The sequence below is a fragment of the Pantoea sp. GL120224-02 genome (assembly GCF_900215395.1).
GTDB lineage: Bacteria > Pseudomonadota > Gammaproteobacteria > Enterobacterales > Enterobacteriaceae > Pantoea > Pantoea communis.
The window spans coordinates 379,872-404,242 of record NZ_OBEC01000001.1 but is presented as its reverse complement, the minus strand read 5'-3'; the positions used below and the strand labels follow the sequence as shown (position 1 = coordinate 404,242).

At 52.3% G+C, this 24,371-nt stretch carries 23 protein-coding genes; 3 read left to right on the top strand and 20 right to left on the bottom strand.

The window, feature by feature from the left end:
• From tssE to tagH, 5 genes are read right to left on the bottom strand one after another with little or no spacing between them, the layout of a single operon-like run.
• Positions 1-561, bottom strand: a complete 561-nt coding sequence (gene tssE / locus CRO33_RS01805; RefSeq protein ID WP_097116750.1) for a type VI secretion system baseplate subunit TssE — start codon at positions 559-561, stop codon at positions 1-3.
• Positions 551-1,378 (bottom strand): type VI secretion system accessory protein TagJ, encoded by an 828-nt coding sequence (locus CRO33_RS01800; RefSeq protein WP_097116749.1) that lies wholly within the window; start codon positions 1,376-1,378, stop codon positions 551-553. The genes tssE and CRO33_RS01800 overlap by 11 nt, the downstream gene beginning before the upstream one ends.
• Before the next feature lie 16 nt (positions 1,379-1,394).
• Positions 1,395-2,366, bottom strand: a complete 972-nt coding sequence (locus CRO33_RS01795; RefSeq protein ID WP_176505713.1) for a hypothetical protein — start codon at positions 2,364-2,366, stop codon at positions 1,395-1,397.
• Between the two features lie 10 nt (positions 2,367-2,376).
• On the bottom strand, positions 2,377-3,168 hold the full coding sequence (locus CRO33_RS01790; protein WP_038646150.1) for a PP2C family protein-serine/threonine phosphatase: 792 nt from the start codon (positions 3,166-3,168) through the stop codon (positions 2,377-2,379).
• A complete protein-coding gene (tagH, locus tag CRO33_RS01785; RefSeq protein WP_097116747.1) occupies positions 3,165-4,994 on the bottom strand; it encodes a type VI secretion system-associated FHA domain protein TagH in 1,830 nt (609 codons plus the stop codon). The genes CRO33_RS01790 and tagH overlap by 4 nt, the downstream gene beginning before the upstream one ends.
• A 79-nt stretch (positions 4,995-5,073) precedes the next feature.
• Here tagH and CRO33_RS01780 point away from each other — a divergent pair, with 79 nt between their 5' ends.
• Entirely contained in the window at positions 5,074-5,286 is a 213-nt protein-coding gene (locus CRO33_RS01780; protein WP_097116746.1) for a hypothetical protein, read from the top strand.
• Between the two features lie 6 nt (positions 5,287-5,292).
• Here the strand turns inward: CRO33_RS01780 and CRO33_RS01775 are convergent, their stop codons facing one another.
• Together CRO33_RS01775 and CRO33_RS01770 are read right to left on the bottom strand one after the other, a co-directional pair.
• Positions 5,293-5,688 (bottom strand): lysozyme inhibitor LprI family protein, encoded by a 396-nt coding sequence (locus CRO33_RS01775; protein WP_038646144.1) that lies wholly within the window; start codon positions 5,686-5,688, stop codon positions 5,293-5,295.
• Positions 5,689-5,945: 257 nt separating this feature from the next.
• Complete coding sequence (locus CRO33_RS01770) at positions 5,946-6,428, bottom strand: Hcp family type VI secretion system effector (RefSeq protein WP_045813581.1); 483 nt, start codon at positions 6,426-6,428, stop codon at positions 5,946-5,948.
• Between the two features lie 320 nt (positions 6,429-6,748).
• Between CRO33_RS01770 and CRO33_RS01765 the strand changes: the two genes are divergently transcribed.
• Positions 6,749-6,967 carry a hypothetical protein gene (locus tag CRO33_RS01765; protein ID WP_097116745.1) on the top strand — a complete coding sequence of 73 codons (219 nt, stop codon included), beginning with the start codon at positions 6,749-6,751 and terminating at the stop codon, positions 6,965-6,967.
• A 197-nt stretch (positions 6,968-7,164) separates the two neighbouring features.
• On the opposite strand, the gene CRO33_RS01755 is transcribed toward CRO33_RS01765, so the two are convergent.
• The 10 genes from CRO33_RS01755 to CRO33_RS01710 all read right to left on the bottom strand — a co-directional run bounded on the left by CRO33_RS01755 (position 7,165) and on the right by CRO33_RS01710 (position 19,146).
• Entirely contained in the window at positions 7,165-7,938 is a 774-nt protein-coding gene (locus tag CRO33_RS01755; protein WP_234472763.1) for a hypothetical protein, read from the bottom strand.
• 19 nt (positions 7,939-7,957) lie between these two features.
• The gene (tssC, locus tag CRO33_RS01750; protein ID WP_097116743.1) at positions 7,958-9,454 is read right to left on the bottom strand and encodes a type VI secretion system contractile sheath large subunit; all 1,497 of its coding nucleotides are present in this window, start codon (positions 9,452-9,454) and stop codon (positions 7,958-7,960) included.
• On the bottom strand, positions 9,454-9,984 hold the full coding sequence (tssB, locus tag CRO33_RS01745) for a type VI secretion system contractile sheath small subunit (RefSeq protein WP_045813586.1): 531 nt from the start codon (positions 9,982-9,984) through the stop codon (positions 9,454-9,456). Before tssB ends, tssC begins: the two co-directional genes overlap by 1 nt.
• 71 nt (positions 9,985-10,055) lie before the next feature.
• Positions 10,056-11,066, bottom strand: coding sequence for a type VI secretion system protein TssA (tssA, locus tag CRO33_RS01740; RefSeq protein ID WP_097116742.1), 1,011 nt, complete (start codon positions 11,064-11,066; stop codon positions 10,056-10,058).
• Positions 11,067-11,077: 11 nt separating this feature from the next.
• Positions 11,078-11,788, bottom strand: coding sequence for a type VI secretion system-associated protein TagF (gene tagF / locus CRO33_RS01735; protein ID WP_097116741.1), 711 nt, complete (start codon positions 11,786-11,788; stop codon positions 11,078-11,080).
• A gap of 14 nt (positions 11,789-11,802) precedes the next feature.
• Positions 11,803-15,429 carry a type VI secretion system membrane subunit TssM gene (gene tssM / locus CRO33_RS01730; RefSeq protein ID WP_097116740.1) on the bottom strand — a complete coding sequence of 1,209 codons (3,627 nt, stop codon included), beginning with the start codon at positions 15,427-15,429 and terminating at the stop codon, positions 11,803-11,805.
• Positions 15,430-15,432: 3 nt separating this feature from the next.
• Positions 15,433-16,674 carry a DotU family type VI secretion system protein gene (locus CRO33_RS01725; protein ID WP_097116739.1) on the bottom strand — a complete coding sequence of 414 codons (1,242 nt, stop codon included), beginning with the start codon at positions 16,672-16,674 and terminating at the stop codon, positions 15,433-15,435.
• 16 nt (positions 16,675-16,690) lie between these two features.
• A complete protein-coding gene (gene tssK / locus CRO33_RS01720) occupies positions 16,691-18,031 on the bottom strand; it encodes a type VI secretion system baseplate subunit TssK (protein ID WP_097116738.1) in 1,341 nt (446 codons plus the stop codon).
• Positions 18,032-18,040: 9 nt separating this feature from the next.
• Complete coding sequence (tssJ, locus tag CRO33_RS01715; protein ID WP_097116737.1) at positions 18,041-18,532, bottom strand: type VI secretion system lipoprotein TssJ; 492 nt, start codon at positions 18,530-18,532, stop codon at positions 18,041-18,043.
• Between the two features lie 29 nt (positions 18,533-18,561).
• A complete protein-coding gene (locus CRO33_RS01710; RefSeq protein ID WP_097116736.1) occupies positions 18,562-19,146 on the bottom strand; it encodes a hypothetical protein in 585 nt (194 codons plus the stop codon).
• Positions 19,147-20,583: 1,437 nt separating this feature from the next.
• Here CRO33_RS01710 and CRO33_RS24700 point away from each other — a divergent pair.
• Complete coding sequence (locus CRO33_RS24700) at positions 20,584-20,721, top strand: hypothetical protein (RefSeq protein ID WP_255253236.1); 138 nt, start codon at positions 20,584-20,586, stop codon at positions 20,719-20,721.
• On the opposite strand, the gene CRO33_RS24695 is transcribed toward CRO33_RS24700, so the two are convergent.
• From CRO33_RS24695 to CRO33_RS01690, 3 genes are all read right to left on the bottom strand, one after another.
• Positions 20,689-21,108 (bottom strand): hypothetical protein, encoded by a 420-nt coding sequence (locus CRO33_RS24695; RefSeq protein ID WP_255253242.1) that lies wholly within the window; start codon positions 21,106-21,108, stop codon positions 20,689-20,691. The genes CRO33_RS24700 and CRO33_RS24695 overlap by 33 nt on opposite strands.
• A gap of 114 nt (positions 21,109-21,222) precedes the next feature.
• Positions 21,223-21,900 (bottom strand): PKHD-type hydroxylase YbiX, encoded by a 678-nt coding sequence (ybiX, locus tag CRO33_RS01695; RefSeq protein ID WP_097116735.1) that lies wholly within the window; start codon positions 21,898-21,900, stop codon positions 21,223-21,225.
• Between the two features lie 47 nt (positions 21,901-21,947).
• On the bottom strand, positions 21,948-24,227 hold the full coding sequence (locus CRO33_RS01690; protein WP_097116734.1) for a catecholate siderophore receptor Fiu: 2,280 nt from the start codon (positions 24,225-24,227) through the stop codon (positions 21,948-21,950).
• Positions 24,228-24,371: the final 144 nt, after the last annotated feature.

Here is a 24,371-nt window from a genome sequence, read left to right as displayed (position 1 = left end):
TTACCCCGCATCCTGTAGTTCGAAATGGCCATTCTCAAGATCGACCTGGGTACGAAACAGAAATTCCAGCGGATAAGGCACACACCATAGACGACCTTTGATCTCAATCGATAACACGTTGTGCAGGTCTAGCGCCGTCAGATCGCTGACACAACGGACCTGCAAACCCTGTGGCAATATGCGTGGTTCAAAATGCAAAATGGCATTGGTCATTTTGCGCTGGATGTCCGGCCATTCGATATCCGACATGTTTTGTCCGGCCAGCGGCGCGACACCGAAATTCCATACCGATCGCTGTACCTCACCAAACGGGCTGAGATCCTGCTGCGCTTCGTTATTGATAGTGTTAAACAGCCACTGTAAATCGCGCAGCACATGGCGGCGTAGCGTGTTATGGGTAATCAGGACGCTGTTGTTCGGCTCGCTCCGTTTATCCGGTGCATCATCTGTCAGGCGATCGAGCAGCGAGGACTGCAACTTGTCGCGTGAGGTCAGCGTGTCGCGGGTTTTACGTGCACGATAGCCGCCGTGCAGCTGTGCATAGCCGTCTTCACGACTCATAAGCTGGCCCGATATCGTTAAAAGTGATGCGCTGAAGTGTCATCAGTGAGAATTCCGCGCTGTCGCTTAGCCAGACTTTCTGTCCCAGACCGATAAACTGGCTGTCAACGTTGCCCAGCGGCTGCCATTCGGTGACGCTGGCGCGCAGCCAGGATTCCTCCGCTTGCGCCGGTAAGGGATAGCGCACCGGAATCTGGCACACCTGTTCACTGCCATCCACCAGTTGGATCAGCGTATGACGCCACACCAAATCCGTTACGCTGGCCGGTGCCTGGAACTGCATTTCCCGGATAGCGGCAAACGGCACCCAGTAATAACGACCATTGACGATGGCTTCACATACTGGACCAAAACGGCTGTCGCCATCCATCAACCACGGGAACGCCACTGACTGGTCCTGCTGCTCTAAGGTACCGGGATTGGCGTCGGCTTGCTCCAGCGCCTGCTGGCGTAGATCTGCGCCGCGTGCCTCATCCCCCTTGACCTCGGCTTGCAACGCCGCCAGCAGGGTTTCACTCCATGCCCAGGCACTGCCTGGCAGTTGGGGCTGCGACTCACCGCGTAACACCGCCGCACGTTGTAATTCCCCGGCAATCGCCTGTTGCAACAGAGTGATGGTGGGTTGTGCCTGTGGGGTAAGCGCCAGCCAGGATTGCAGTTGTGTCTGTGCACGCGTCCAGTTACCGGCCATACACAGCAGTTGGACAAAGGTGGCTCGCAGGTTGGCATCGGCAGGATTGGCCTGAATCTGCGCCGTGGTACGGGCCAGATTCTCTGCCAGTGATGCATCAGCCAGACGTTGTTGTAATGACTCCATGCAAACTCCTTTTGCGCTAGTTAAGGGTGCGGTAAGCCGCTGCGGCCGGATCTTTCAATTCCGGATGCAGTTGCTCCACCAGTTGTACTTTCAGCGGCGCGGCGCTTTTCAACCACGGCAACCAGACTTTGCGCACTTCCTGCAAGCGGGCGCGCAGTGCGCTTTCATCGGCTGCATCGCTGGCGTGCATCTGCACTACCACCTGCTGCGGTGCCTGCCAGCCATTAAATTGGGTACTGAACGGCAGCACCAACCAGCTTTCCGGGGATTTCTCATTAGCCAGCACCATACGTTCACGGTTGACGGTGGTGATGGTCAGTTCGCTGGTCGACTGCCCGCTGCTTAACCCGGCAATCGGGAAACCTTGTAAATAAGTCACAGAGACTGATTTTGTGGCCCCGTTACCCATCTGTGTCAGATTGCTGTTGCCGCTCAACCAGCCATCCTTGCCACACACCAGCCCCTGCTTTGTCGGCACAAAGATGGCGCTGAATTGAGCCGGTTGCTGCCACCAGGTGCGGAAGTGGCAGCCATCTAACAGACTGAATTGCTGCCAGGGCGTGGTGTCCGCAGGCGGTGAACTGATAGTCGGTGTCGGGGTGGCTACCTGAGGTGTTGGGATCGCCGCCTGCGGTGGCGGGGTAACCACCGGCTGCCAATCTTTCGTCCGCTCGGCAGTACCTTCTGCCAGTGCATTACCTTCTGCATCCTGCAATTGCCAGTGCAGTTGTTGCAGCGATTTGCACTGCGACGCCATTAATCCGGCGACACGCGGCAGGAAGCCATCCAGCACGCTGGCACTTTTTTCACCTTTGCTGACGATACGCAGATCCACACTCTTCTGACACCAACTCGCCAGCTGGTTATCTTTGACGTCATCGATCCAGACATCCAGTTTCTGTGCCGGGGACTGCACAATGCGGTAGTTCTCAGCCAAGGCCTGTGTACTCAGTAGCAGCGCAGCCAGCCCCAATAATCCATATTTCATGTTGGCGTTCTCAATCGCGAAGAGGGAAAAACTGCGCCGCATCTGAGAGCGAGTGCAGTAAGGTGGTGTCCTGAGGTGAACCAACCCACACGGCTAGCGCACTAAAGTTGTCCTGCTGCCCCTGTTCCGGTTGTTCGTTTTTAATGATTTGCTGCATCAGCGTGAGCCACTCTTGCGGCGTGTTGACCATATGCAGTGACTGCTGCATCTGTTCCAGCGTGACCCCATGCCAGAAGCCGTCGGTACACAGGAGAAAGGCATCACCGTCCTCAATCGCCACCACATCGCTGTAGCTGGCATCACGCTGCTCGTCGCCCATACCGAGCGCGAAATAGAGCAAATTGGTGTTGATGCCCTCGGTCTGATGCCCGGCATCTTTCATTTGCTGCACCAGGCTGTGGTCAGTGGTGACGTGGAAGAGATAACCGCGTCGAAACAGATAAAGGCGACTGTCACCGGCGTGTGCCCAGTAAGCCAGGCCGTAATCACGATCGATAAACAGGCTCACCAGTGTTGTGCCCATCCGGCTGTGCTCGCTGCTGGCCTTTTGTTGCTGACGGATGGAGTGATTCGCGTGATTGACATAGTTACGTATCGACTGCGCATTCAGATGGGTTTCGCCGTTAAACGTCTCCATTAAACTGCTGCGGGCGATAGTGGCAGCGACGTCTCCACCCGGGAAACCGGCCACGCCGTCACAGACGACAAAGCAGGCTGAACGTTCACCGATAATCTCACCGGTCTGATCCTGATTGCTGGCGCGGTCGCCCTGATTCGACGTGGAAGCAATAGTGATATTCATGCGTCATCCGTGTGGGTTTGTGAATCTTTATACTGATTAACTTCCATGTCGTAGGCGTGCAGGAAAGCTTCGCCAAACAGGGTGTGAAAGTCATCTTCGATCTCGCCAGCAGTTTCGCCGTAGCGCTCGACAAAATGCTCCCACAACGCCGCTTTACGGCTCCCCGGCAGACCAAGGCGAGATACGGAACCTGCCTCGCGCGCTTCTGCTTCTAGCTGATCAGGATTAAAGGATTGCAGCATAGAAGCGATGATGGCGCGGATACCGGCGATCATCCCTAACTGGTGCGCCTGAAGATCGATCAGCGCATCACGTACCGCCTGGCGCGGCGGCATAAAGCCGGGCATCCGGCTACCAAACATCTGCATCAGCACGGTTTTGCCAGAGGGCAGCAGTTTGAACGGGTTATTGGCATCGTCGAGGATCACCGTCATATCTGCTTTTACGCCACGCTTGAGAATGGAACGTGATGAGAGTAATGCGACGGTACCCTGCGAGAACATGCTGAGCATCTGGCCAAACTGGCGCATCTGATCGCAATCGAACTGCGGCGTGGGCTGCAAATCCTGTAGACCCATTCCTTCCAGCAAGGCATCCAGTAACTCACCTTTCAGCGCATCACCACTGCTTTGAGCCGCCGCCTCGCGCTGGCTGTGAGACGCCACCGGATCAATGCGCAGACGCCCTTTAGGGGTAGGTGATGGAGTACGCTGCACCGCCTGCGGCGTCGGCAAGGTGATACCACCATATTCAAGCGGTGTCGGGCTGGTTTCGGTCGGTTCTTCAGCTTCTTCAGCTTCTTCAGCTTCTTCAGCTTCTTCAGCTTCTTCAGCTTCTTCAGCCACTATTGGCGCAGGCGCCGTGTCGGTATCATCAAATAATGGCGAGCTGCTAAGTTCAGCCAGATCAACGGCGTCAGGCGCGACCGAAGCTGGCTTTAGCTCTGGTTCTGGTTCTGGTTCAACTTCTGGCAGCGGCGGTACTTCGGGTTGCGCCAGCGGAACCGCCCCGCTCATCATTAAACCTAGTGGGTCATCGTGATGGCGGGGATCGGGGGTATTCTGGCAGCCAAACAGACTAAGAGGATCCAGCTCATCAGGCTGCTTCTCAACCGGTGCAGAGGCCGCAACACTCTTCTGCCCGACCAGCGCGCTCGGGGTCGCATCATCAAAAATGCTGTCCTGGGCAAACAACGCATCCTCTTCATCAAACAAACTGCGATGAGTCGGCTGTTGGCCGATATCCAGTGGCGCATCACTGATCAGCGCAGCCAGTGGATTTTCCGGATTACGTTCGGCGGCAGCGGGAGCAGTCAGCGGATGAGCTTCGGATGACGCTGGCGCAGGTTTGTTACGTTGCGATAAATCGTCAGAGATGGAAAATTCTTTCGCCAGGCTGTCCCAGATCTCACTGGGGATTGCGGCAGTGCTGCTCACCGCTGTGGCTGGCTCATCGACAATGATTGCCGCTTTGGCGGCTGGCTTAGCGACCACGCTGGCAGACGATGCGGCGTGAGTATCGTTAACCAGCAACTGATAATCATCAATGCCAATAATATCGCCGTCCTGCAATTCCACCTGACGCCCACGTTCCAGCGGAATATCGTTAAGAAGCACGCGAGTGACATTACCACGGTTGGTCAGACGACATTCACCGTCAGCAGTAATATGCACAATGGCCTGTAATCGGGAAATGGTACGGTCATCATCAGGTAATACCAGATTGTTATCCACCCCACGACCAATGGTGCCGCCGGGAGGTAAGAAGTTAAAGAGAGTCTGCGGCGGCTGATGGCCGGGTTTAGTCGTTATTATCGTAAAGCGCATAACGGATTCCTGCGGTTGGCTGTTCGGCATCTATATCGCGCCTCTCTCGTGAAAGAGGCGGAATATAGGAAGCGTTTTTATGACGGGCTACGGCGCGATTTATCGCGCTCTTTTTAGCTGGTTGATTATTAGTTTAAAACTGCGCGATAAATCGCTTCACTATAGAATGTGGGATTTATCAAAAAAAGATGAGAGAGAAGATATAATAATTAAACAATTAGAAATTTTATTTGTCTTGAGTTTATTACAAGCAGCGGCCCCCAAACAGGAGTCAGCAAGAAGAAGTAATTAGCAATAATTATTCATAAGGAATCGATTTAAGTTGCTCAACACGTTCCAGGTCAACTCTGGCAATGCATTTATCCTTAAGCGCATCGTAAGTAACGGTTCCTTTCTCAGCCATAAAAGACTCAAGGTTACATTGACCATCGCGATACTTTAGCCAGCCGCGCTGTGACTCGGTTAAGGTTAACGTATAGCTTTGCAAAGCTGCCGGTGAGGCGGAATACTCAGCCGCGATTCTATTCTTTGTTGCGAGATACTCTTCATTTAACGTTTTTTCTGCTGTCTGTTTTGCGGATTTAAAGCAGGAGAAAACCTCACCATCATTCACAGCTTTGCCGCAAACATCCTCTGCATTAGCGTAATTCTGTAACACACCGATAAACAGAAAGACAATGATTCCCTTTTTCATACCAACGTCCTTATCGTTTAAAATTTTTCAGCGTCCTTATGAAGACCGCTGAGTTTTACTTTAGATAGGCCTTGCGTAATTCAGCAATAGATTTCAGCGAGGAGTTCTGGAATTTTTCCGTCGCACTATTATCATAGTAAACACCAATACCCGCTTTAAGCCCCATAACATTGTAGCGGCGCGATTTATCGCGCACCTTTGAAAAGAAACTAAATCGCGCCGCTACAAATTACTGCAGAGTTAACAAATAAATAATATTACGCTTCTTTGTTTTCTTTAATGTTCCAGCCTGAGCTGCTTTCTGCACCTTTACCACCAGAAGAGCTCTGCTCCCAATACTGCTGCTTAACTTTAGAGGCCTGGAAAGAATAGCTCATTCCCAGCGTATCGCCATTGTCAGAGCCATTATAGTTCACATTAGTTACCAGCACGTCTTCCAGTGTAATGCGAGCATATTCAACCTGAGTGCCACCCGCTTTACAGATAGAGAGTTCGACTTTCGTGAGATGCTTACCGCTGGCGCAGTTCTTCAGTAGCGCAGTGGTGGATTTATCGATCAGTGCATTGACGTGCAGATCGTTGAAATTAACCTTACCCGCACCGCCGCCACCGCCAACAGACATATTGCCTGGTTGAGAAGCTCCCCATGAGAAAGAGGTAATATCGGTCCAGCCAGTGTGGTTTGAGTCTTTAGACTCGCCGGTAACGCCGTCGACCTTCATAAACATATCAATAGCCATTATCTTTCTCTCTTAATTGATTGAGATTGTTGCTTTAAAAAAAGCAAGGATATGGCAAAAAGAAAAGCATGGGGCTGAATAAAACAGTCCATATTTTACCTTTGCCTTGCTTCTGAAACAGTGTCGTAAACAATATTTCAGATAACGTATTGCCGAATTTATATCCGACAAAAACTTGTATGCGTTTTTAAATCGATATATATATTGAAAACCTGATTCCCTTTTGCATGCCCGAACTTCACGCACTCATTTCATGGACAGCGACCTGACAGATAGTCTATAGTAGCCCAGCGTATCAAAAGTTTACCGAAGGAACGAATATGAAAAAGGTTATCTCAGCATCCCTGATATTAGTGTTATCGCTGCTCTCACTCTATTCAATCGCAGATATTATCGAATCAATAGTTCTGGTTTCTCGTTATGAAAACTTTAATGCCGATTCCACCGGAATCATTGCCGGTAAAATTATCTTTGCAGTGCTCTGCATCGCTATTATTTTTATTTTATATAAAAGAGTACACAAAAGTCCGTTTAATTAGTTCGCTTTAACTTTTCGGCTACTGCATAGATTGCAATTGACGCAGTTATTGAAATAATTATCAGAACTGCGTTGATAACTTTCCCCACCAAAGAGATATCCCAGTCAAAGAACAGAATATAATAACCTACACATGTTATTAAAATCAGCGCAGACAAAAAGGTCAGCAAAAGGCTCATGATATAGAGAGCTGATTTTTTAAACATCACGTATTCCTTCCAGAAAGTTCGAAAACACCTCTTGCGCCAGTGGCGAATTATTCTGTTGTAGTGCAATCGCATCCAGCCAAGGGTCAATATTATCTTGTAGCAGAAAATAGAGTAAATCGAGATCACCTGCACCGCGCAACATGGCATAGACCTCCTTATTCTTTTTCATCAAATCCCGCGAGGTATAGATTGACCTTGAAACAGAAGCACCAATGGTGATGATCCCTGTCATCCCCGCGCTAAAAAGAAACTTAGGGATGACCCGGATAAAGAATCGTGACACGATCTCATTAACAAACAGGTATTTAAAAGCAAAAGATCCCGCTGCACTACCACCCATTTTTACCAGTAATTTTTCTAACTGCTCTTCGCTAAGCCGTTTAAAATATTGCTCAACCACGAGTTTTATCAACTTGCGCAGATCATCACTTGTCGCTCCCTTCTTCAGCAGGCTGATCAAGCGGATGCGATCCGTTTCGTTATCCCAGCGATGGTCACTATCAAGAAAGTCTTTGGTCAGCGCATAGAGATCACCTGGAATAGCGGCAAATCCACTCAGCGCACTCACCATAAACGTCTCAACATCCGATTTCTTTTTGGTATTGAACAGGGCCAGCATGCCATCAGCAATACTTTTCGGCGAATCCATATCCCGAATCCTTTTTAAACAGCGATGATTCCAGAAGACATCAGGCGCAAAGCCATTTAGCGCCTGACATCCTATAAGTTTCAGGATGTGTTCTGCTTGGTAAAACTCAGGCATCGCACATCCTTATTAAAACTTACGTATTGTCATTTTTCAGCGAAGGCAGTTTCGATACTAGACGCAGCGATACCGTCAGACCTTCCAGTTGATAATGCGGACGTAGGAAGAATTTCGCCGCGTAATAACCCGGATTGTCTTCCTGCTCCTCAACGTTCACCTCGGCTGCGGCAAGCGGTTTGCGTGATTTGGTTTCCTGCGAGGAGTTGGCCGGGTCACCATCGACATAGTTCATCACCCAATCATTCAGCCAACGCTCCATCTCATCGCGCTCACGGAATGAGCCGATTTTGTCACGCACAATGCACTTCAAATAGTGAGCAAAGCGGCAGCAGGCAAACATATACGGCAGACGCGCCGCCAGACGCGCATTGGCGGTAGCGTCGGCATCGTGGTATTCCGCCGGTTTCTGCAATGACTGCGCACCAATAAAGGCCGCGAAGTCCGAATTTTTACGATGTACCAGTGGCATAAAACCGTTTTTCGCCAGCTCCGCTTCACGACGATCGCTGATGGCGATCTCAGTTGGACATTTCATGTCCACACCACCATCGTCACTCGGGAAGGTATGGCACGGTAAGTTTTCTACCGCCCCGCCCGATTCCACACCACGGATTGAGGTGCACCAGCCGTACTCTTTGAAGGAACGGTTGATGTTGGCTGCCATCGCATAGGCGGCGTTACTCCAGGCGTAATTGCCATGATCAGAGCCATCCGTTTGCTCTTCAAAATCATAACTGTCCACCGGATTAGTACGGATACCGTATGGCAGACGAGCAAGGAAACGTGGCATCACCAGGCCGAGATAACGTGAATCCTCTGATTCACGCAGACTGCGCCAGGCAGCATATTCAGTGTTCTGGAAAATCTTGGTCAAATCGCGTGGATTCGCTAGTTCCTGCCATGACTCCATCTGCATGACTTCGGGTGCCGCACCGGTAATAAACGGACAGTGTGCCGCTGCGCCAATACGTGCCATCTCTCCCAGCAACTCCACATCCTGTGGGCCATGATCAAAGTAGTAATCACCGACCAGGCAACCGAAAGGTTCGCCACCAAACTGGCCGTATTCCTGCTCATAGATTTTCTTGAACAGCGGGCTGCGATCCCAGCCCACACCTTTGTAACGTTTCAGGGTACGTCCCAGCTCCTGCTTGGAAATACTCATAAAGCGAATTTTAAGCATCTCATCGGTTTCGGTGTTGTTCACCAGATAACTCAGGCCACGCCACGCGCTTTCCAGTTTTTGGAAATCCTGGTGGTGAATAATCTGGTTTACCTGCGCCGATAATTTCTCGTCAATTTCAGCGATCAGTGACTGGATAGTGCGGTACGAGTCGTTGGAAATGGTAACGCTGTTCTCCAGCGCTTGCTGGGCCAGAGTTTTGACCGCGTTTTCAACCGCTTCCCGCGCCTGATCGTTCTTCGGACGAAACTCTTTACTGAGAAGCGCGCTGAATTCATCCTGGCTGAAGCTGGATGCGCTTTCCGCCTGCTGTTGCAATTTCTCGCTCATTATTCTTCCTCCTTACCTTCTGCTACGTCGGCTTGCTTTGGCAGATGCGTCAGCGCCTGCAGTAGCGTCGGGTCATGCAGAATTTTGCCAATCAACTCTTCCGCGCCGTTTTTACCATCCATATAGGTCAACAGGTTAGCAAGCTGGGTACGTGCTTCCAGCAGCTTGTTTAATGGCTCAACGTGGCGTGCAATCGCATCAGGTGAAAAGTCATCCATGCTTTCAAAGGTCAGTTCGACATTGAGTTTTCCCTCACCCGTCAGGGTGTTTTCAACCTGAAACGCCGCACGCGGTTTCATCGCCTTCATGCGCTCGTCAAAATTATCAATATCGATTTCAAGGAATTTACGATCATCAACAGCAGCCTGCGGTTCCAGTGGCTTGCCAGCGAGGTCTGCCAGCACGCCCATCACGAACGGCAGCTGGATTTTGCGTTCCGCACCATAAATCTCCACGTCATATTCAATTTGAACGCGGGGCGCGCGATTGCGGGCAATAAATTTCTGCCCGCTGGATTTCATAGTGGCCATGATTTTCTCCATAAATGATGCGCGGTTAAGGCGCGCAGGTGTCACTGCGTGATGAAAAGAGGGACGCGGCGTTAGTCGTGGCGTCCGAAGATGTTTTGCAACTGATGAACGCCGTCCGGTGCCAGATCGCGGATGATGTCCATAAAATCGAGTTCGACCAGCCGCTGTACGCGGTCAATCATTAACGGCGCCGGATGGCTTGGCTCATGCTGGGCGAAGTATTGCTTCACCTTTTCCAGCATCAATTGGGCATCCGCGCGGCTGGTAAGCTGTACTGTCCGCCAGTCTGGCGCATTACGAGTCGCCGTAGATGCTGGCACGTCTGCGGGCTGATCATCAGCAGCATCTGGCAGTGCCTCCGCTGAGTTTGCGGATTGCGTCAGGCTGACCAGCAAGGCAAAACTTTTCTGCAACTGCGTCATATCAGGCACCGCGCTTTCCCCGAGACGTTCGGCGAGCAGCGCGTGCAGGCTTTGCAGGTATTGATAGATGTGTTGCAAGGTGGCAGCGGCGGGTTGCCCCTGCTGCGCCAGTTCGTCGCGCAGACGCGCCATCCCGCCTGGGTAGTCAGGTGTCTCTAATTTGCTGCCATCACACAGGGCGATTGCATCACGAAGCGTGATACCGTCCGAGGCTTGACGTAACAGCCAGGCCTGGCGCACGGCTGCCGTTAACGCAGAAGCGTCTTCAAGCAGTGCCAGCGCATTGATGCGATAGAACGGATCCTGTTCGCCGTCCTCTTCCAGCCGTGGCCAGAGCGGTTCCCAGTAACGCAATAGTGCTTTTTCAATCAGTTCCAGCCCCTGCGCATAGCCTGGCAGGCCATTAAGATGGGTCCACGCCTGGGTGAGGGCCAGCATCACGCGTAAATCTTTGCTGCGGCTCAGCAATTCCGTCGCCAGCTTTTCTACCCGGTTCCAGTCAGCTGGCTCAGCCGGGATAATGGTTTCACCAAACTGTTGCTCAGCTTTACCCGCGCTGGCCTGCTCCATCGCCTGAAAATCAGCGTGATATTCCAGGTTGTCGCCGCAAGGGTCATCATTACCGATCGGCGCCAGCAACGCGTCGAGATTAATATTCATGCGGTTGCACCTCAGGATTCAAACATCGGGGGGTAAAGTCCATTTCGTCCGGGCTTCGCACCGCCTGCCGGGTCAAACAGCAGCGAAAATAACTGGGCGGTGAAGTTGCCACTATGCACATGGGTGTATAACGGGAAGCCGTCGCTTTGATTGGTCCACCAGAAACTGGTGTAAAACTGGGGATCAAAGATGTCGGAAGGCAGTTGCCAGCTCAGGTTCGACACGCTGCTCCCTTCACCAATAATCGCCAGAATCTCTGATGCCTCCTCCTCTGGCTGCTGCGGCAGAGGAATGCTGAGCAAAGCCTGATCCAACTGTTCCGGGCTACTACCGTCGCGCACCACACGCAGTAGTGTGTTGCCGACCTGTTGATACCAGTCGCCCGCATAGCCCAGCATGGCAGGCGACCATTCTGTCGGGCTGAAGTGGCGCAGGGCGCACAGCGGATAGTGGCGGCCAACGCTATCGCGTGAAGCGGTCAGGCTCCCCATCTGCACCAGTTGGCTGCCGAGCATCGGTGGCACGACAAAATTCCATACTGGAGCGCTGAGAAACGCTCGAGAAGGCGCATTCTCCCCTTCGGCACTGGTTTGCCAGTGGTGTAACCCCACCTGAAACCAGTGTGACCATTGCCGTAGCAAGCTGTCGGGAATGCGTCGCTTAACAAAGTCCCCCGCACTGGGGATTTTGCCGTACCAGCCGGGTGCTGCGTATTGCGTCATCGTAAGGCTCCGATTCAGGGACAGCTAAAAGCGGGAAGCTGGAACGGGTTGCGAATGCTGCCGGGGGTAAATGACAGCGTGACCTGATGTCCTTCCACGTTAAAGTTGGCTTCGCGCGTCAGGCCGCCGGACTGTGTCAGCCGGGCGCGATCGAAAAAGCGATTCAGCGCCCAGGGACCACTGGTGACCAGCGTGGAGGTGGTACCATTAGTTAAGCCAAGCTGCATACGCACTTGACTGGTGCCACCAGGCCCCGGCCAACTGACCATTTGTACCGCCTGTGGGCCATGGCTGTAGCGCAGGATCTGCCCATCGACATCCAGCGTCAGGGTGAGGATTTCGTTATCCATTTTTACCGTGCGCAGTGTGACGCGAAAAGATGGCGTGGTCGCGCCATTGGTAAAGAACGCATCGCGAATTGACTGCGACTGCTGGAACGGACGCAGCAACGCTTCACCACCCGGCAAGGTTTTGCCATCAATCCCGGGTGTGAAACGCCAGGCCGCGTGGGTGGTATCAACTTTGCTCGCCAGATTGTCACGGAAGAAGCTGTCCATCAGGCCGCTTCCCGGCGCAAACATGCGTGCCAGGTCATCGGGAGTTACTTCGTTGCGACCATTGCGCACCAGCGGATAACGTCCGGCGATAGCCTGCTGACAGAAACTGCCCACCGCCATCTGGATACGTTTGCGTACGTTATCCATATCGCGACGCTGGGCGTCTGAACTGGCCCCCACCGCCATGCTGGAAACCATGTTTTGTAATGTACCAGGTAAACGACCCGCACTGGCCTGTACGCGGCTAATGGCATCACTCGATGGCGGTGGCATACCGCTGTTAGCCGCATCTTGCACCGCGGTCAGGTAACGATAGAGATCGTCAATCTGGTGCAGAAAATCATCCACCGCCAGCACTTTACTGCCCTGCTGTAACGGCTGCGCCAGTTCGATAATCGAGGCAAAGTGCGCACCCACTACCTGTTCTGGTGCCGGATTCGCTTCGTTCTGTGCCGCACTGGCCTTCGGCGCACTAAATAACGCCTGCAAGGTGCGGGTAGCGCTATTGTCTGACGCTGGCGGCGCGGTTTGTGCTGCTTTGTCATCTGTTATCGGACGCGTCAGCGTCAACACTTTACTCAGGTTGATAACCAACTGGCGCAATGGTGAGTGGTTGCCGGAAAGTAAACGAGCGGTGTTAATACGCTGTGCCAGATCAGCGCTGTTATTGAGCTGAATATCGCTGAGGAATTGTTCCCACTGACGAATGTAATCCTGCATATAGAGCTGGCGCACCGCTAAGTCGGTCTGTTGGCTGTTTTCCTGTTGCGTGGTGCCGCCCAATACCCAGCGATCGTCCTGATACAGTGCCTGAGTTACCGGCGCAATTTGCTTATCAACGTGCTGCCAGTATCCGTCCGGGGTATACAGGCTTGCGACGCCATCGTTAACCGACTTTCCACTTTTACGTGAGAACACCAGTTCGCTTTGCGGGCCACCGAGCGCGGCGAGGGTAACCGTAGGTAAGCTGCCATCACGTTGTAGCAGGCGCTTAAGGCGTCCGTAGACGCGCTGTGATAGCGGCATCTGATTAATCAGCGCCTGCTCGCGCTTTACCAGCGCATCATCCTGCGCATAAGGCGAGGATTGGATTTGCGTTTCCAGCAACTGTTGCAGATGCCACGCCAGCTGTTTGACTTCCTGCTGGGTCACGTTCTGCGGTAGCTCACGCGAGATATTCAGCATCAGCCAGGCTTGCAGGAACTTGCCGTCATAATGCTTAGGTTGATACAGCATCTGATATGCCTTCAGCGCCTCGTAGCTGTAATCCGCATCACTGCCGTTGTCATTACGCAGCCAGCGGGTGATGTTTTGTGCCACCTGCGGCAGCAACAATTGCTTCAACGCTTTGCTGTAAAGTGCCTGGCTGGCGTCACTTACTTCAGTGCCACGGTATAACCACATACGACGCGTTAGCGGTGGTTCCTGCAATGAGAAGTCTTTGCTCTCCGGCAGATGCAACAGCGTATTGAGGTAAGGCACCAGCGCAAACAAATCGCCATTACCCTGGCGTTGCAGTTGTTCGCCAAGTTGCTCAACTTGCGGCGTCTTTGCTGCCATCTCCTGTAAATAGGTTTTATTTTTACTGTAACTGGTCAGCCACAACACCCCTGCAACGACCACAATGACCAAAAGCGCCAGATAGCCGGACCATAATCCCGCACGATTGCGCAGTTCCCACCAGCGATTGCTGGCTGCCAGGCCGGATTCCTGAAATACCACATCTTCCAGCATGTCTTTCAGGAAAAAGCTTTGCCCTTTGGTCGGGGGGATGGGTGCATCTTTGCCAACCTGATCCCAGCGACCTAATTCACCGTTCTGTTGTCCCGGCAAATGCAACGCGCGGGTTAACTCCCCCATCACGCGGTCAAACGGCAGTCCTTCCTGGGTACCACTGGCAAAGTAGATACCGCGCGGAGCGAACTGGGTTTCAAAATCGGAGCGGGCGAATAAGGTCTCCAGTGCTTCGGCCAGCAACGGACGTAATGCGGCAAACTCCTGCGGGAACAGATAACTATCCGCGCGCGACTGGGCATCGCCTTCAGCCAGCAAGGTATCGGCTAGCCCGGCATCCAGACGTTGTTGCAGCAGCGAATACTCCTGCTGGAACTGGCTACTCAGTTCGAAATCAGCCGTAGACGCCTGCGCCCAGGGAAAGGTAAAGCCCCAGATTTGTTCGCGCTGGGTTTTATCCAGCCCGGCAAAATAGCTACGAAACCCTTTCAACAAGTCCGCTTTGGTAACCAGCACGTAGACCGGGAAACGAATACCGAGGCGGTCGTGCAACTCCATCAGACGCTGGCGTAAGGTTAGGGCCTGATTGCGCAAGGCTTCCGGCGTCTGGCTAAGTAAATCCGCCACGCTCAGGGTGACGATGACACCATTGATCGGCTGGCGACCACGGTATTTGCAAAGCAACCCCAAAAAGTGGTGCCACTCGCTGGCATCACGCTCCTGTTGGCTCTCCTGGGTGGCATAGCGTCCGGCGGTGTCCAGCAGCACAGCATCATTGGTAAACCACCAGTCGCAGTTGCGCGTGCCCCCGATACCCCGCAGCGCGGCCTTACCAAACTTATCCGCCAGCGGGAATTGCAGACCCGAATTGACCAGCGCAGTCGTTTTACCGGCCCCCGGAGCGCCGATGATCATGTACCACGGCAATTGGTAGAGATGCTGACGGCTGAAACGCTGTGCCCAAAACGGCGTCCCTTTGCTGTTATGACGCTGGAAATGCGCTTTTTTCAGCATCTCCGTCGCTTCGCCAAAACGGCTCGCCAGCACTTGCTCCTCGTTGGTGAGGCGTTTTCTGTCCTGTTCAGATTCGCCACTCGGGCGGGTTTCCAGGCTCGACATCAGTTTACGGTTGAGCCACATGTTGTAGAGGCGAGGAATCGCCTGGCTCAAACCCCACACCAGATACAGCAAGGCAATACTGATCACGCGATTCTGCTCAGGTTCAAGCGGCCGCGAATCGACAATCGAGAACACCGGGCCAATCACCCAGATGATAAATGATAGCGCCGTGATACCGACAAAACCCCAGGCGAGGCGGCTGGTCAGCACGGCAAAAAGCATATTCAGCATGGATTAGTTCCCTCTCGCCAGGCCGTTGAGTTCAGCTAGCGTCGCATCCGGCGCCACCAGCAGCGTAATCTCCACACGACGGTTACGCGCACGGTTCTCAGCACTGGTATTTGGCACAATTGGATTGCTCTCGCCACGCCCTTCCGCTTTCACGCGTGCCGGTTGGGTCAATTGCTTTTGCAGCAAGCTCTGAACCGTCTGGGCACGTGCCAGCGAGAGTTCATAGTTGGAAGCAAAACGGGCGCTGCGGATCGGTACGTTATCGCTGTAACCCACCACCAGAATCTTGCCGCTGACGTTATTCATCGCCGCCGCAATACGTTCGATAACCGCTTCATAACGGCCCCGCACCGTGGTTGCGCCGGAGGTAAACAAGCCATCCCCTTTTAGCGTCACGACGCTTTGATCGGCTTCATCCCGCACCACGACCAGGCCAGCATCAATTTCCGGTTTGAGGAACGTTTTCAGATTGAGCGCAGCCGGTGGCGGCGGTGCCGGATGACGAATCTGTATTTCCGGTAATGAAGTTTGGTAGATGTTGGCCAGCACCGGTGTGGTGTAGTCCCCCAGCCGCCAGTTGAGAATGATATAGAACAGACAGGCACCGAGCGCGGCCACTGCAGCGCAGGCCCACAGCGGGATCATCGGACGCCACAACTTGCGCAACACCGGTTGATCGGTCGGATGCAACGACAGCGCCGCCGCATAGCTGCCGCGTACGCTTTTGATCATCTGCAACAGTCGTTGTTTGATGGTTTCCAGCTGCGAGCGCCCATTGTCCAGTACCCGATAGCGCCCTTCAAAACCGAGCAGCAGGCAAAAGTAGATCAATTCCAGTAACAGGATATGCTGACGCGGATTCTGCGACAGTTTTGCCAGCAACTGGAAAAACTTCTCTCCGCCCCAGGTTTCATTATGAAAAGTGACCAGCAAACCTTTGCTGGTCCAGACGCCGCGGCTGCCCCAAGGCGTCAGCGCGGCGGCTTCATCCAGTGCGGTGCACAGGCAATAACGCGCACCGATGATCACTTCATAACTCAGGCCCGACTGCTGACAACGCAGTTCAAAGTGACGGATCTGGTCTATCAATTGCTGACGCAGACGTGCGGGATCGTCATGGGAAACGGAGTGCCGGATCTGCGGGATGGCGTTAATCAGCGGGTTGGCCGCTGCCACCAACGCATTCTGGTGGCTCACGTCGGGCTGTGTGACATCGCTATTCGATTTCTGTTGTGGCTGCATCATGCGTGCTCAGTTTTGATTATTCTGACTGACTGCGAATGGCCCAGAACTCCATATTCAGGCCAGGAAATTCTCCGGCGAGATGAAGCGCAAAGGCGCCTGATCGTTCCATCTCCTTCCACAACTCACTGTTTTTATCCAGTTCAAAGTAGCTGTAACCTGCATGCCATGGGATTTGCGGTGGCGCACCCGGCATACTGATTAGCGTCAGGCCAGGCAACTGAAGTTGCACCAGATCGCGAATTTTGGTGACAGGGGCGACTTTCATCTGCGCTGGGAAATGGGTTTTTATTGCATCGACAGGTACATTGGCTTTTACCGCCAGCACGAAACCAAATTCGCGCACCATGCTGCTTTCCGGCACCGTTGCCACATTCAATCCATGTGAGCGCTGGGTCAGAGGCAGTTGAATGGCGCTCTCCTCCATCACCTGCGACAACGCCTGCCGCATTTGCAAGGTCAAGTGCGTAAAGCAGCCATGCAGATCGTCATGGTCATAACGCGGAAACACATCCGGCGTGCGGGCGGATGACCAGGTGCATAGCTCCGACGCCAGTTGTAGCCAATGACTAAACAGAGATTCAGGATGCAGTAACGGTAAGCTTTGCAGATGTGCATGCAGACCCAACTGCCGGTTTAACAAGGCCAGCAGCATGAAATCGACCATATCGGCGCTGTTAAAACGACCGGTACCCGGTGTGCGCTGACTCAGTTGCTGGCTGCGTTGCAGAATCAAGCCATGCAGATCGTTCATCATACTTTGCAGCCCGTGACTCCCGGTCAGGGTGAGCATCGGTGGGATATAATCGCTGTCGAGACGAAGGTGATTATCACTGCGCTTTTCCACTACGCGCGCCACCCCCATCGCCGTCCATTCTGCGGTGAGATCCTGCTCCAGCATCAGGCGCAGGCGCAATTTACCGAATTGAACCGTGGCTGCCCCCACCGCCATTGCGTTGTCATCTTCCACCTCGCTTTCCCATGCCAGATAACGCGCCAGTGAGTCTTGTGAATCCTGAAATGTCACAGCCTCACGTCCATTGCGTCGCGTCGGGATCGCCAGCACCACTTTTGCCCGATCGACATTGTCTGGCAGATCCAACGGAGCCGGTCCCTGCTGAGGCTGGCTGAAGGCAAAAAAAGTGCCATCCGGCAGGCAGCCGCTGGCCGCATTTAAGGCCAGCTTGCCCTGACGCAACAGCGCCTCATCAAATTCAACGTCAAAAAATCCCCAGGTGTAGACGCGCTGGGACTGACCCCATTCACGTAAGGTACTGTGCAGAAAATTTTCTGACTGCTGGAAGTGATGTGGCCGCAGAAACATACCTTCCGTCCACACCACCTTTTCGGCTCTGTTCATAATCATCCTTTACTGCTTAACCAGGCGCAGGCCATTGATATCGGCAACGATGTTGGCATCCAGCTCGCCATCATGACTTTTCCAGAATTGCCAGAACGCACCGTTATTCCCATCCGGGAAGGGCAGCGCCAGACGCCAGACTTTTCTATCCAATGTCTGGTATTCCGCCATGATGCCGATGAAGCGCGCTTCCTCCAGGCTTTTGCCACTGAGCGTGTTGCTAAGCTGCCCTGCCCTCAGGAAAAACTCTTGATTGTTCAACAGTGAATTGCCCAGTACCGTGACTGGCTGGTTTTGCAGAGAATAGAAGTCCGCAGACATAAATGCGGCATCAGAGGTTAATAGCATCACCCGAACTTTGAGCGGCGCGCCCGAATTGATTTGCGGATGCGCCTGCATATGCAGGTTGTAACGCGCCACTGAAGGCTGCCCGCTACTGCATGCGGCCAGTAGCAAGGCGAACAGCGGAAGAAAGCACATTCTCAGACGGTTTATCACCATCACCTTTCCCTCCATCTTCTTCAGCGCGCTTAGTTGATGATCCAGGTACCACTGTTTCCGTTCTGGCAGGCTTTGCTGTCGCCATCAACCGAGACGCAGGTCTTTTTCTTGGCACTACGTACACGGCGTTTAGGCTGATCCGCTTTCAGGGTTTGATCATAAAGATCGCTTTTCACCAACGCACGGAACGGTACATAGCCTGTGAGCTGAGCTGCGGCTGGTGAGGCTACAGCTTTTGCATCGTCGGTTTTCTGGCCTTCAGCCGGGGCTTCTGCCTGCTGAGGCAACTCGCCAATTGCTAGCCAATTGTTCTCTACCATACCGAGTACGGTGTAGGTTCCACCGGTTTCAAGACTGGTCACCACTTTGCCGCCGAAATCAGGACGGGTCATAACAGACGTCGGGTAAAGCGCACGATAGGCCTCGTTGATGGGGCTGAATTGCCCTGGTGGTATAACAGCATGGCGGTGGACCAACGCTACACCGTCAACGGTGCTGGTCTCCAGGGTGTCATCAGTGATTTGCGGTGGCGCTTTACAACCTGCCATAGCAAGGACAAACAGCAGGCTTAACGCGATGCGGAGATTCACCATTTTCTTCATGTTTAGTTCCATTAATCTCTAAAAAATGGCCATTGGCCGGTTGTTAGCAAAACAAATCACTAAATGCAGGGACAAGCCTATACATTCAGGACCATTTGATAGTTTGGCTCCGGAGTTTTCTGGAACCTTTAGATCAAATATCAAGTTAAAATAGATCAATAAAAATTATGTAATTGAGATGCAATAAAAGGGAGTGCAAGACCAGGAAGGATTTTGAGTTGCAATGAAAACATTCATCAAAGTGATCAATATTTGCAACAAAAATAGGGTAAAGCAGCGTTCACAAGATTTACTAATGACATTCCTGGTCTGAAATCCACCCTGCCATATGAAACCACTCAATCAGGGTGCAAAAGTCGTGACGAATATTAATAGCGAGAAACATGTATCGCAATCGATCTAAATCAATAATTTAAGATCAACTTGTAGCTCCATAGCTACCGCACGAGCTCAGTTAAATCCGCTCGCGAGCACAAATAATCATCCATGTATTTACATCCGCGAAAGATTTACATAAGCCTGACAAAATATCAACGTCCGCTCCCCTTAGAAACATACATAAACATTGCTTAACAAATGTATTTAATGGAAACTTACCCCGCCTTGCGCTACTGAAATCAGATTTTTCTCAAAAAAACATAGAATACATAAGAAAATTACCACTTAAGATAAAAAACCATCCATCAAAAATTCATAAAAATTCACAAACAAAGTGGCACTGATTGAAGAAGTGTTTACTCAATTTGGGTTAACCATGACAGGTCAGGTTTTTATACTTAAAAAACATTACGAAGCGGATATTTTGTCCGTTTAGCGCAGAATTTCGCCTGCATCTTAGACAGAAACGCCCGGCATGAATGTAAAGGAAATGAAATGAATGGATGGTTCAGGCAGGAATGAACGGAAGAAAGATAAAAAATGGCGCGATAAACCGCGCCTTTACAGGGAAATCGTTACTAATGACGTTTTATCCACTTTAGCACCAGACGATCGCCCAGCCATTGAATACCGCACACCAGAATGATCAACCCCGTGATTACCGCCAGCATCACATTAGTTTCAAACCGCTGATAGCCATAACGACTCGCGAGAACACCCTGCCCCCGGCACAAATTGCCCCGGCCATCGCGGATGCCCCGACCAGCGCCACTAATGTAATAACGAGTCCTGCCAGAATGCCCGGTAACGCTTCCGGTACCAACATTTCCCAGACGATACGCAATTAGCTGACCACCATGATACGTACGGCATCAATCAAACCACGATCCTCCTCGCGCAATGACACGTTCGCCACGCGGGCAAAATAAAGCGTCGCGGTGATCAACAGTGGAACAATCACTGCTCAGGTTCCAAGCGACGTGCCAACCAGAAAACGCGTAAAAGGAATCAGCGCCACCAGTAGAATATTAAATGGTAGGATCGAAATCCGTTGATAATGATCCTCAACACATGTTCAATCAGCCGATGCTCGGCAATGCCACCGGAGCTGGTCACCACTATCAAACCCAATGGCGACCCGGCAACCAGTTAAACCAGTTGAACCCGTTAACCCCTTCAAACCAGGCCAGAAACCAGCATCGTCAGTAAGGTATAGCCAATGGCATTAAGCATTGAATCAATCATTACCGGTGACATAGCCGAGTAGCTTAACTTGTGCCTGCTAATGTTGCAGCCATCTGATGAATGATCATCCCATGCAGTGGAAGTCCCCATGCCAGATTTATGTAACCAACAACAAGTGGTGGTCATTATGGTGGTCTTGACAGAACTACTATTCAGGTTTAGCTTATTTATTAGCCAGTTACTGGCTAAGGCGATCCCAGTCAGAGGAGCCATATTTAGAGAAACCCGCTCAGGGAAACCTGAGCGGGTTTTTTGCTTTTCATCACGTTGCGTTCCCCCGTCTCTAAAAAACTGGCATCGACATCCTGTGCCAGATTCTGATCGCAAAAGGGTCATTTTTGAATCTTTCATACCCTTTTATGTATTTTTGACGCCCACGTTCCCAATGAAAACACGCCAAAGGTTCAAAAATGAACCTTTGAGCCATCAGGTTGTGTACGAGCACTCGGCAACTGCCCTCATTCGCTACACTTCCGTCCAACCGCGCAGCAGGTTGTGATACATATTCAGCAGAGACAGCAGCTCCTCGCTATCGCCATGACGCGCTTTGAGGCTTTGGATATTACGATCCAGTTCAAACAGCATGGCGCGTTGTTTATCATCACGCACCATCGATTGAATCCACAGAAACGACGCCACGCGCGCACCGCGCGTCACCGGTGTAACACAGTGCAGGCTACTCGAAGGATATAGCACCAGATGGCCGGCAGGTAATTTCACTTTGTGCTGACCATAGGTGTCTTCAATCACCAGTTCGCCGCCGTCATAACTGTCAGGTTCACTGAGAAACAGCGTGGCCGAGAGATCGGTTCGCATCCACCCGGCAGCACCATTATGTCTCACCGCGCCATCAACGTGAAAACCGTAGGTCTCACCCTGTTCGTAGCGGTTAAACAGCGGTGTAGAAATAGAGCGCGGCAGTGCAGCAGAAAAGAACAGCGGGTTGTTGTTCAAAGCCTGCATCACTGCTGTTTGTAACCGATCATAAAGCGGCGTACGCGTATCAATCTGCTGATTATTTTTTACCGTTGCGCCCTGGCTGCCCACCGTGGCGCGTCCGTCAATCCATTCGGCCTGTTGCAGCAGCGAACTGAAATTTGCCACCTCTTCAGGCGTCAGCACTGCAGGAATGTGATACATCATCGCGGTGTTCTCTCATAAATAGGGGCGCGAACGCCCCACGTTGACTCTTAGAAATGTACGTTTGCCGTTAACAAGAAGGTACGTGGCTCACCCGGATGATAGCGGTATCCACTCTTATTGATGGAAGCCACATAGTGGGTATCGAAAATATTGTACGCGTTGAGCTGCAGATCGAAGTTGTTATTAACCTTGTAGCCCAGCTTCGCATCTGCCACCCAATAACCTTCAGTATGGTCTGGCGTGCCTACCGCGCCATCGCTGCCGCGACGCAGACTGCCCACGTAACGCGCCCCCGCACCAACAGAAATCGCATCAGTGGCCTGATATTGCGTCCACAAGGTGAAGGCGTGTTTCGGTGTATAAGCGATAGCAGATGAACCATCCTGAGCGACGGCTGCGCCCTCTTTCACCGAAGCGTGCTGCTGGGTGTAACCGGCAATCACTTCCCAGTCTGGGGTGATGTTGCCAGTAGCTGAAAGCTCATAGCCCTCAACGCGTTTTTTACCGGTCTGTGAGTAAGTGCCGTCGTCATTCGCGGTGACTTCGTTTTCGATATCGGTGCGGAACAGCGCAGCATTCAGTAGCAGACGTTTATCCAGAATCTGCCATTTGGTTCCCACTTCGCTTGATTTAGCTTTCTGAGGCTGGAAATCAGTACGGTTTGCACTGTTACCGGTGCCACCTGCCGCCAGCGCAAAACTGCTACCACCCGGAGGCTGCTGAGAAATCGCATAGTTGACATAAACATTGCCCTGCTCGGTCAAACGATAGAGCGCACCCGCTTTCCAGTTCACCAGATTGCCAGACTTGGCGGTATCAACGGTGGTGATAGGCGTGCCACGTGCGATGCCCGTTGGACACGCCAGCGCACCGCGCCCGCTGCCGCCACACGCCGTAGCACTGTCATAATCAGTGTGATAGCTATCAAGACGAATGCCGCCGTTCAGCTCGAAGTTTTTGGTCATAGCCAGCGTATCGAAGGCATAAATTCCGGTGGTATCGGTCTGCCCGTTGGCATTGGCGCCGTTGCGATCCAGCCCTCCCACAGAAATGCTGCTGATCGGATGGTAGATATTAACCGCAGGCGCAGTAATGGCGTTGACGCCGTAGTTGGTCTGATTTTCACGCGTGAACTCCACGCCAGCACTGACATCGTGCCCCACTGAACCGGTATAGAATTTCGAGGTAATATTGGTCTGGTTAGTAAGGATGCGGTTACTGACATCTTTCAGGTTTGCGTTGCGCGTCCAGGTCCAGGTGCCAACATCATTAGGATTTGGCGTGGTAATGGTGCTGCCCATTACCGCGGTCAGCAGATACTCCTGCTTCACTCGCGACCAGCGCGTGGTGTTGCGAATCGTGGTGCTGTCGCTAAGATCGTGCTCGAAGCGAATAGTGCCGCTATCGGTGGTGGATTTGTCGAAATCGGAATCGGTGCCGTAATAATTACTGGTCGCCACTTTACCCGAATGATTAAGTGCAGAGGTAGCGGCAGTCGGTGACGAGTATCCCGGCAGGCCGATAGTCGGAATGCCGCCATCTGGTGTGTTGTTCTGATGCACATGCAGATAGTTCAGATACAAACGCGTTGACGTATCCAGACCGAATGCCAGTGAAGGCGCGACACCATAACGCTCATTTTGCACATTATCGCGTGCGGCATCGTGGGTTTTCTCGCCCATAAGATTGAGGCGAAACGCGCTGTTGTCGTTGAAGGCCTGGTTATAGTCCAGCGTACCGCGGCGCATCCACGCACTACCGACACTGGCCGACGCATCCAGGCCCGTATCCAGACGCGGCTGCTTACTGATCATGTTAATTGAACCCGACGGCGCGCTACGACCGTAATCAGTGCCAGACGGCCCTTTAATTACTTCAATCTGCTGAGTATTAAAGGTATCGCGTGTCACGCTACCAATATCACGAATGCCGTCCACGTAAATGCTGTTTGAAGTATCCATGCCACGCATATACACGGCATCACCGGTCGAAGAACTGCCATTTTCCCCGGCGTAGAACGCCCCCACCCCCGGCACATTTTTCAGCGCATCGGTCAGGTTATTGACACCTTGATCTTTGATCACCTGATCAGGAATGACCGTCATGGTGCGGGTGGTATCCACCAGCGGACGGGTAAATTTGGGGTCGGCAGAAGTATTAGGCGCATACAGAGAAGGCGTTTGCGCCGTCACCACTAAAGTGTCGTCAGATTTTTTGTTGGCATTATCAGCGGCCAGAGCAGCAGCAGGAGAAATACCAATACATAGCCCGGTGAACAGGGTCAGCGAATTGAAACTGCCAAACGGCAAATTGCGATTGTTATCCATTTTAAAAAGTAAATTTCTTATCGTTATTGACGGGCTTATTGCATCAAGCAAACCAAAACACTCAAGGTGCCATGATCTCCACTGCCTTGAGATGCAACACCTAAACGATAACGCCAATGGTTATCATTTACTTTTTTATTCTTG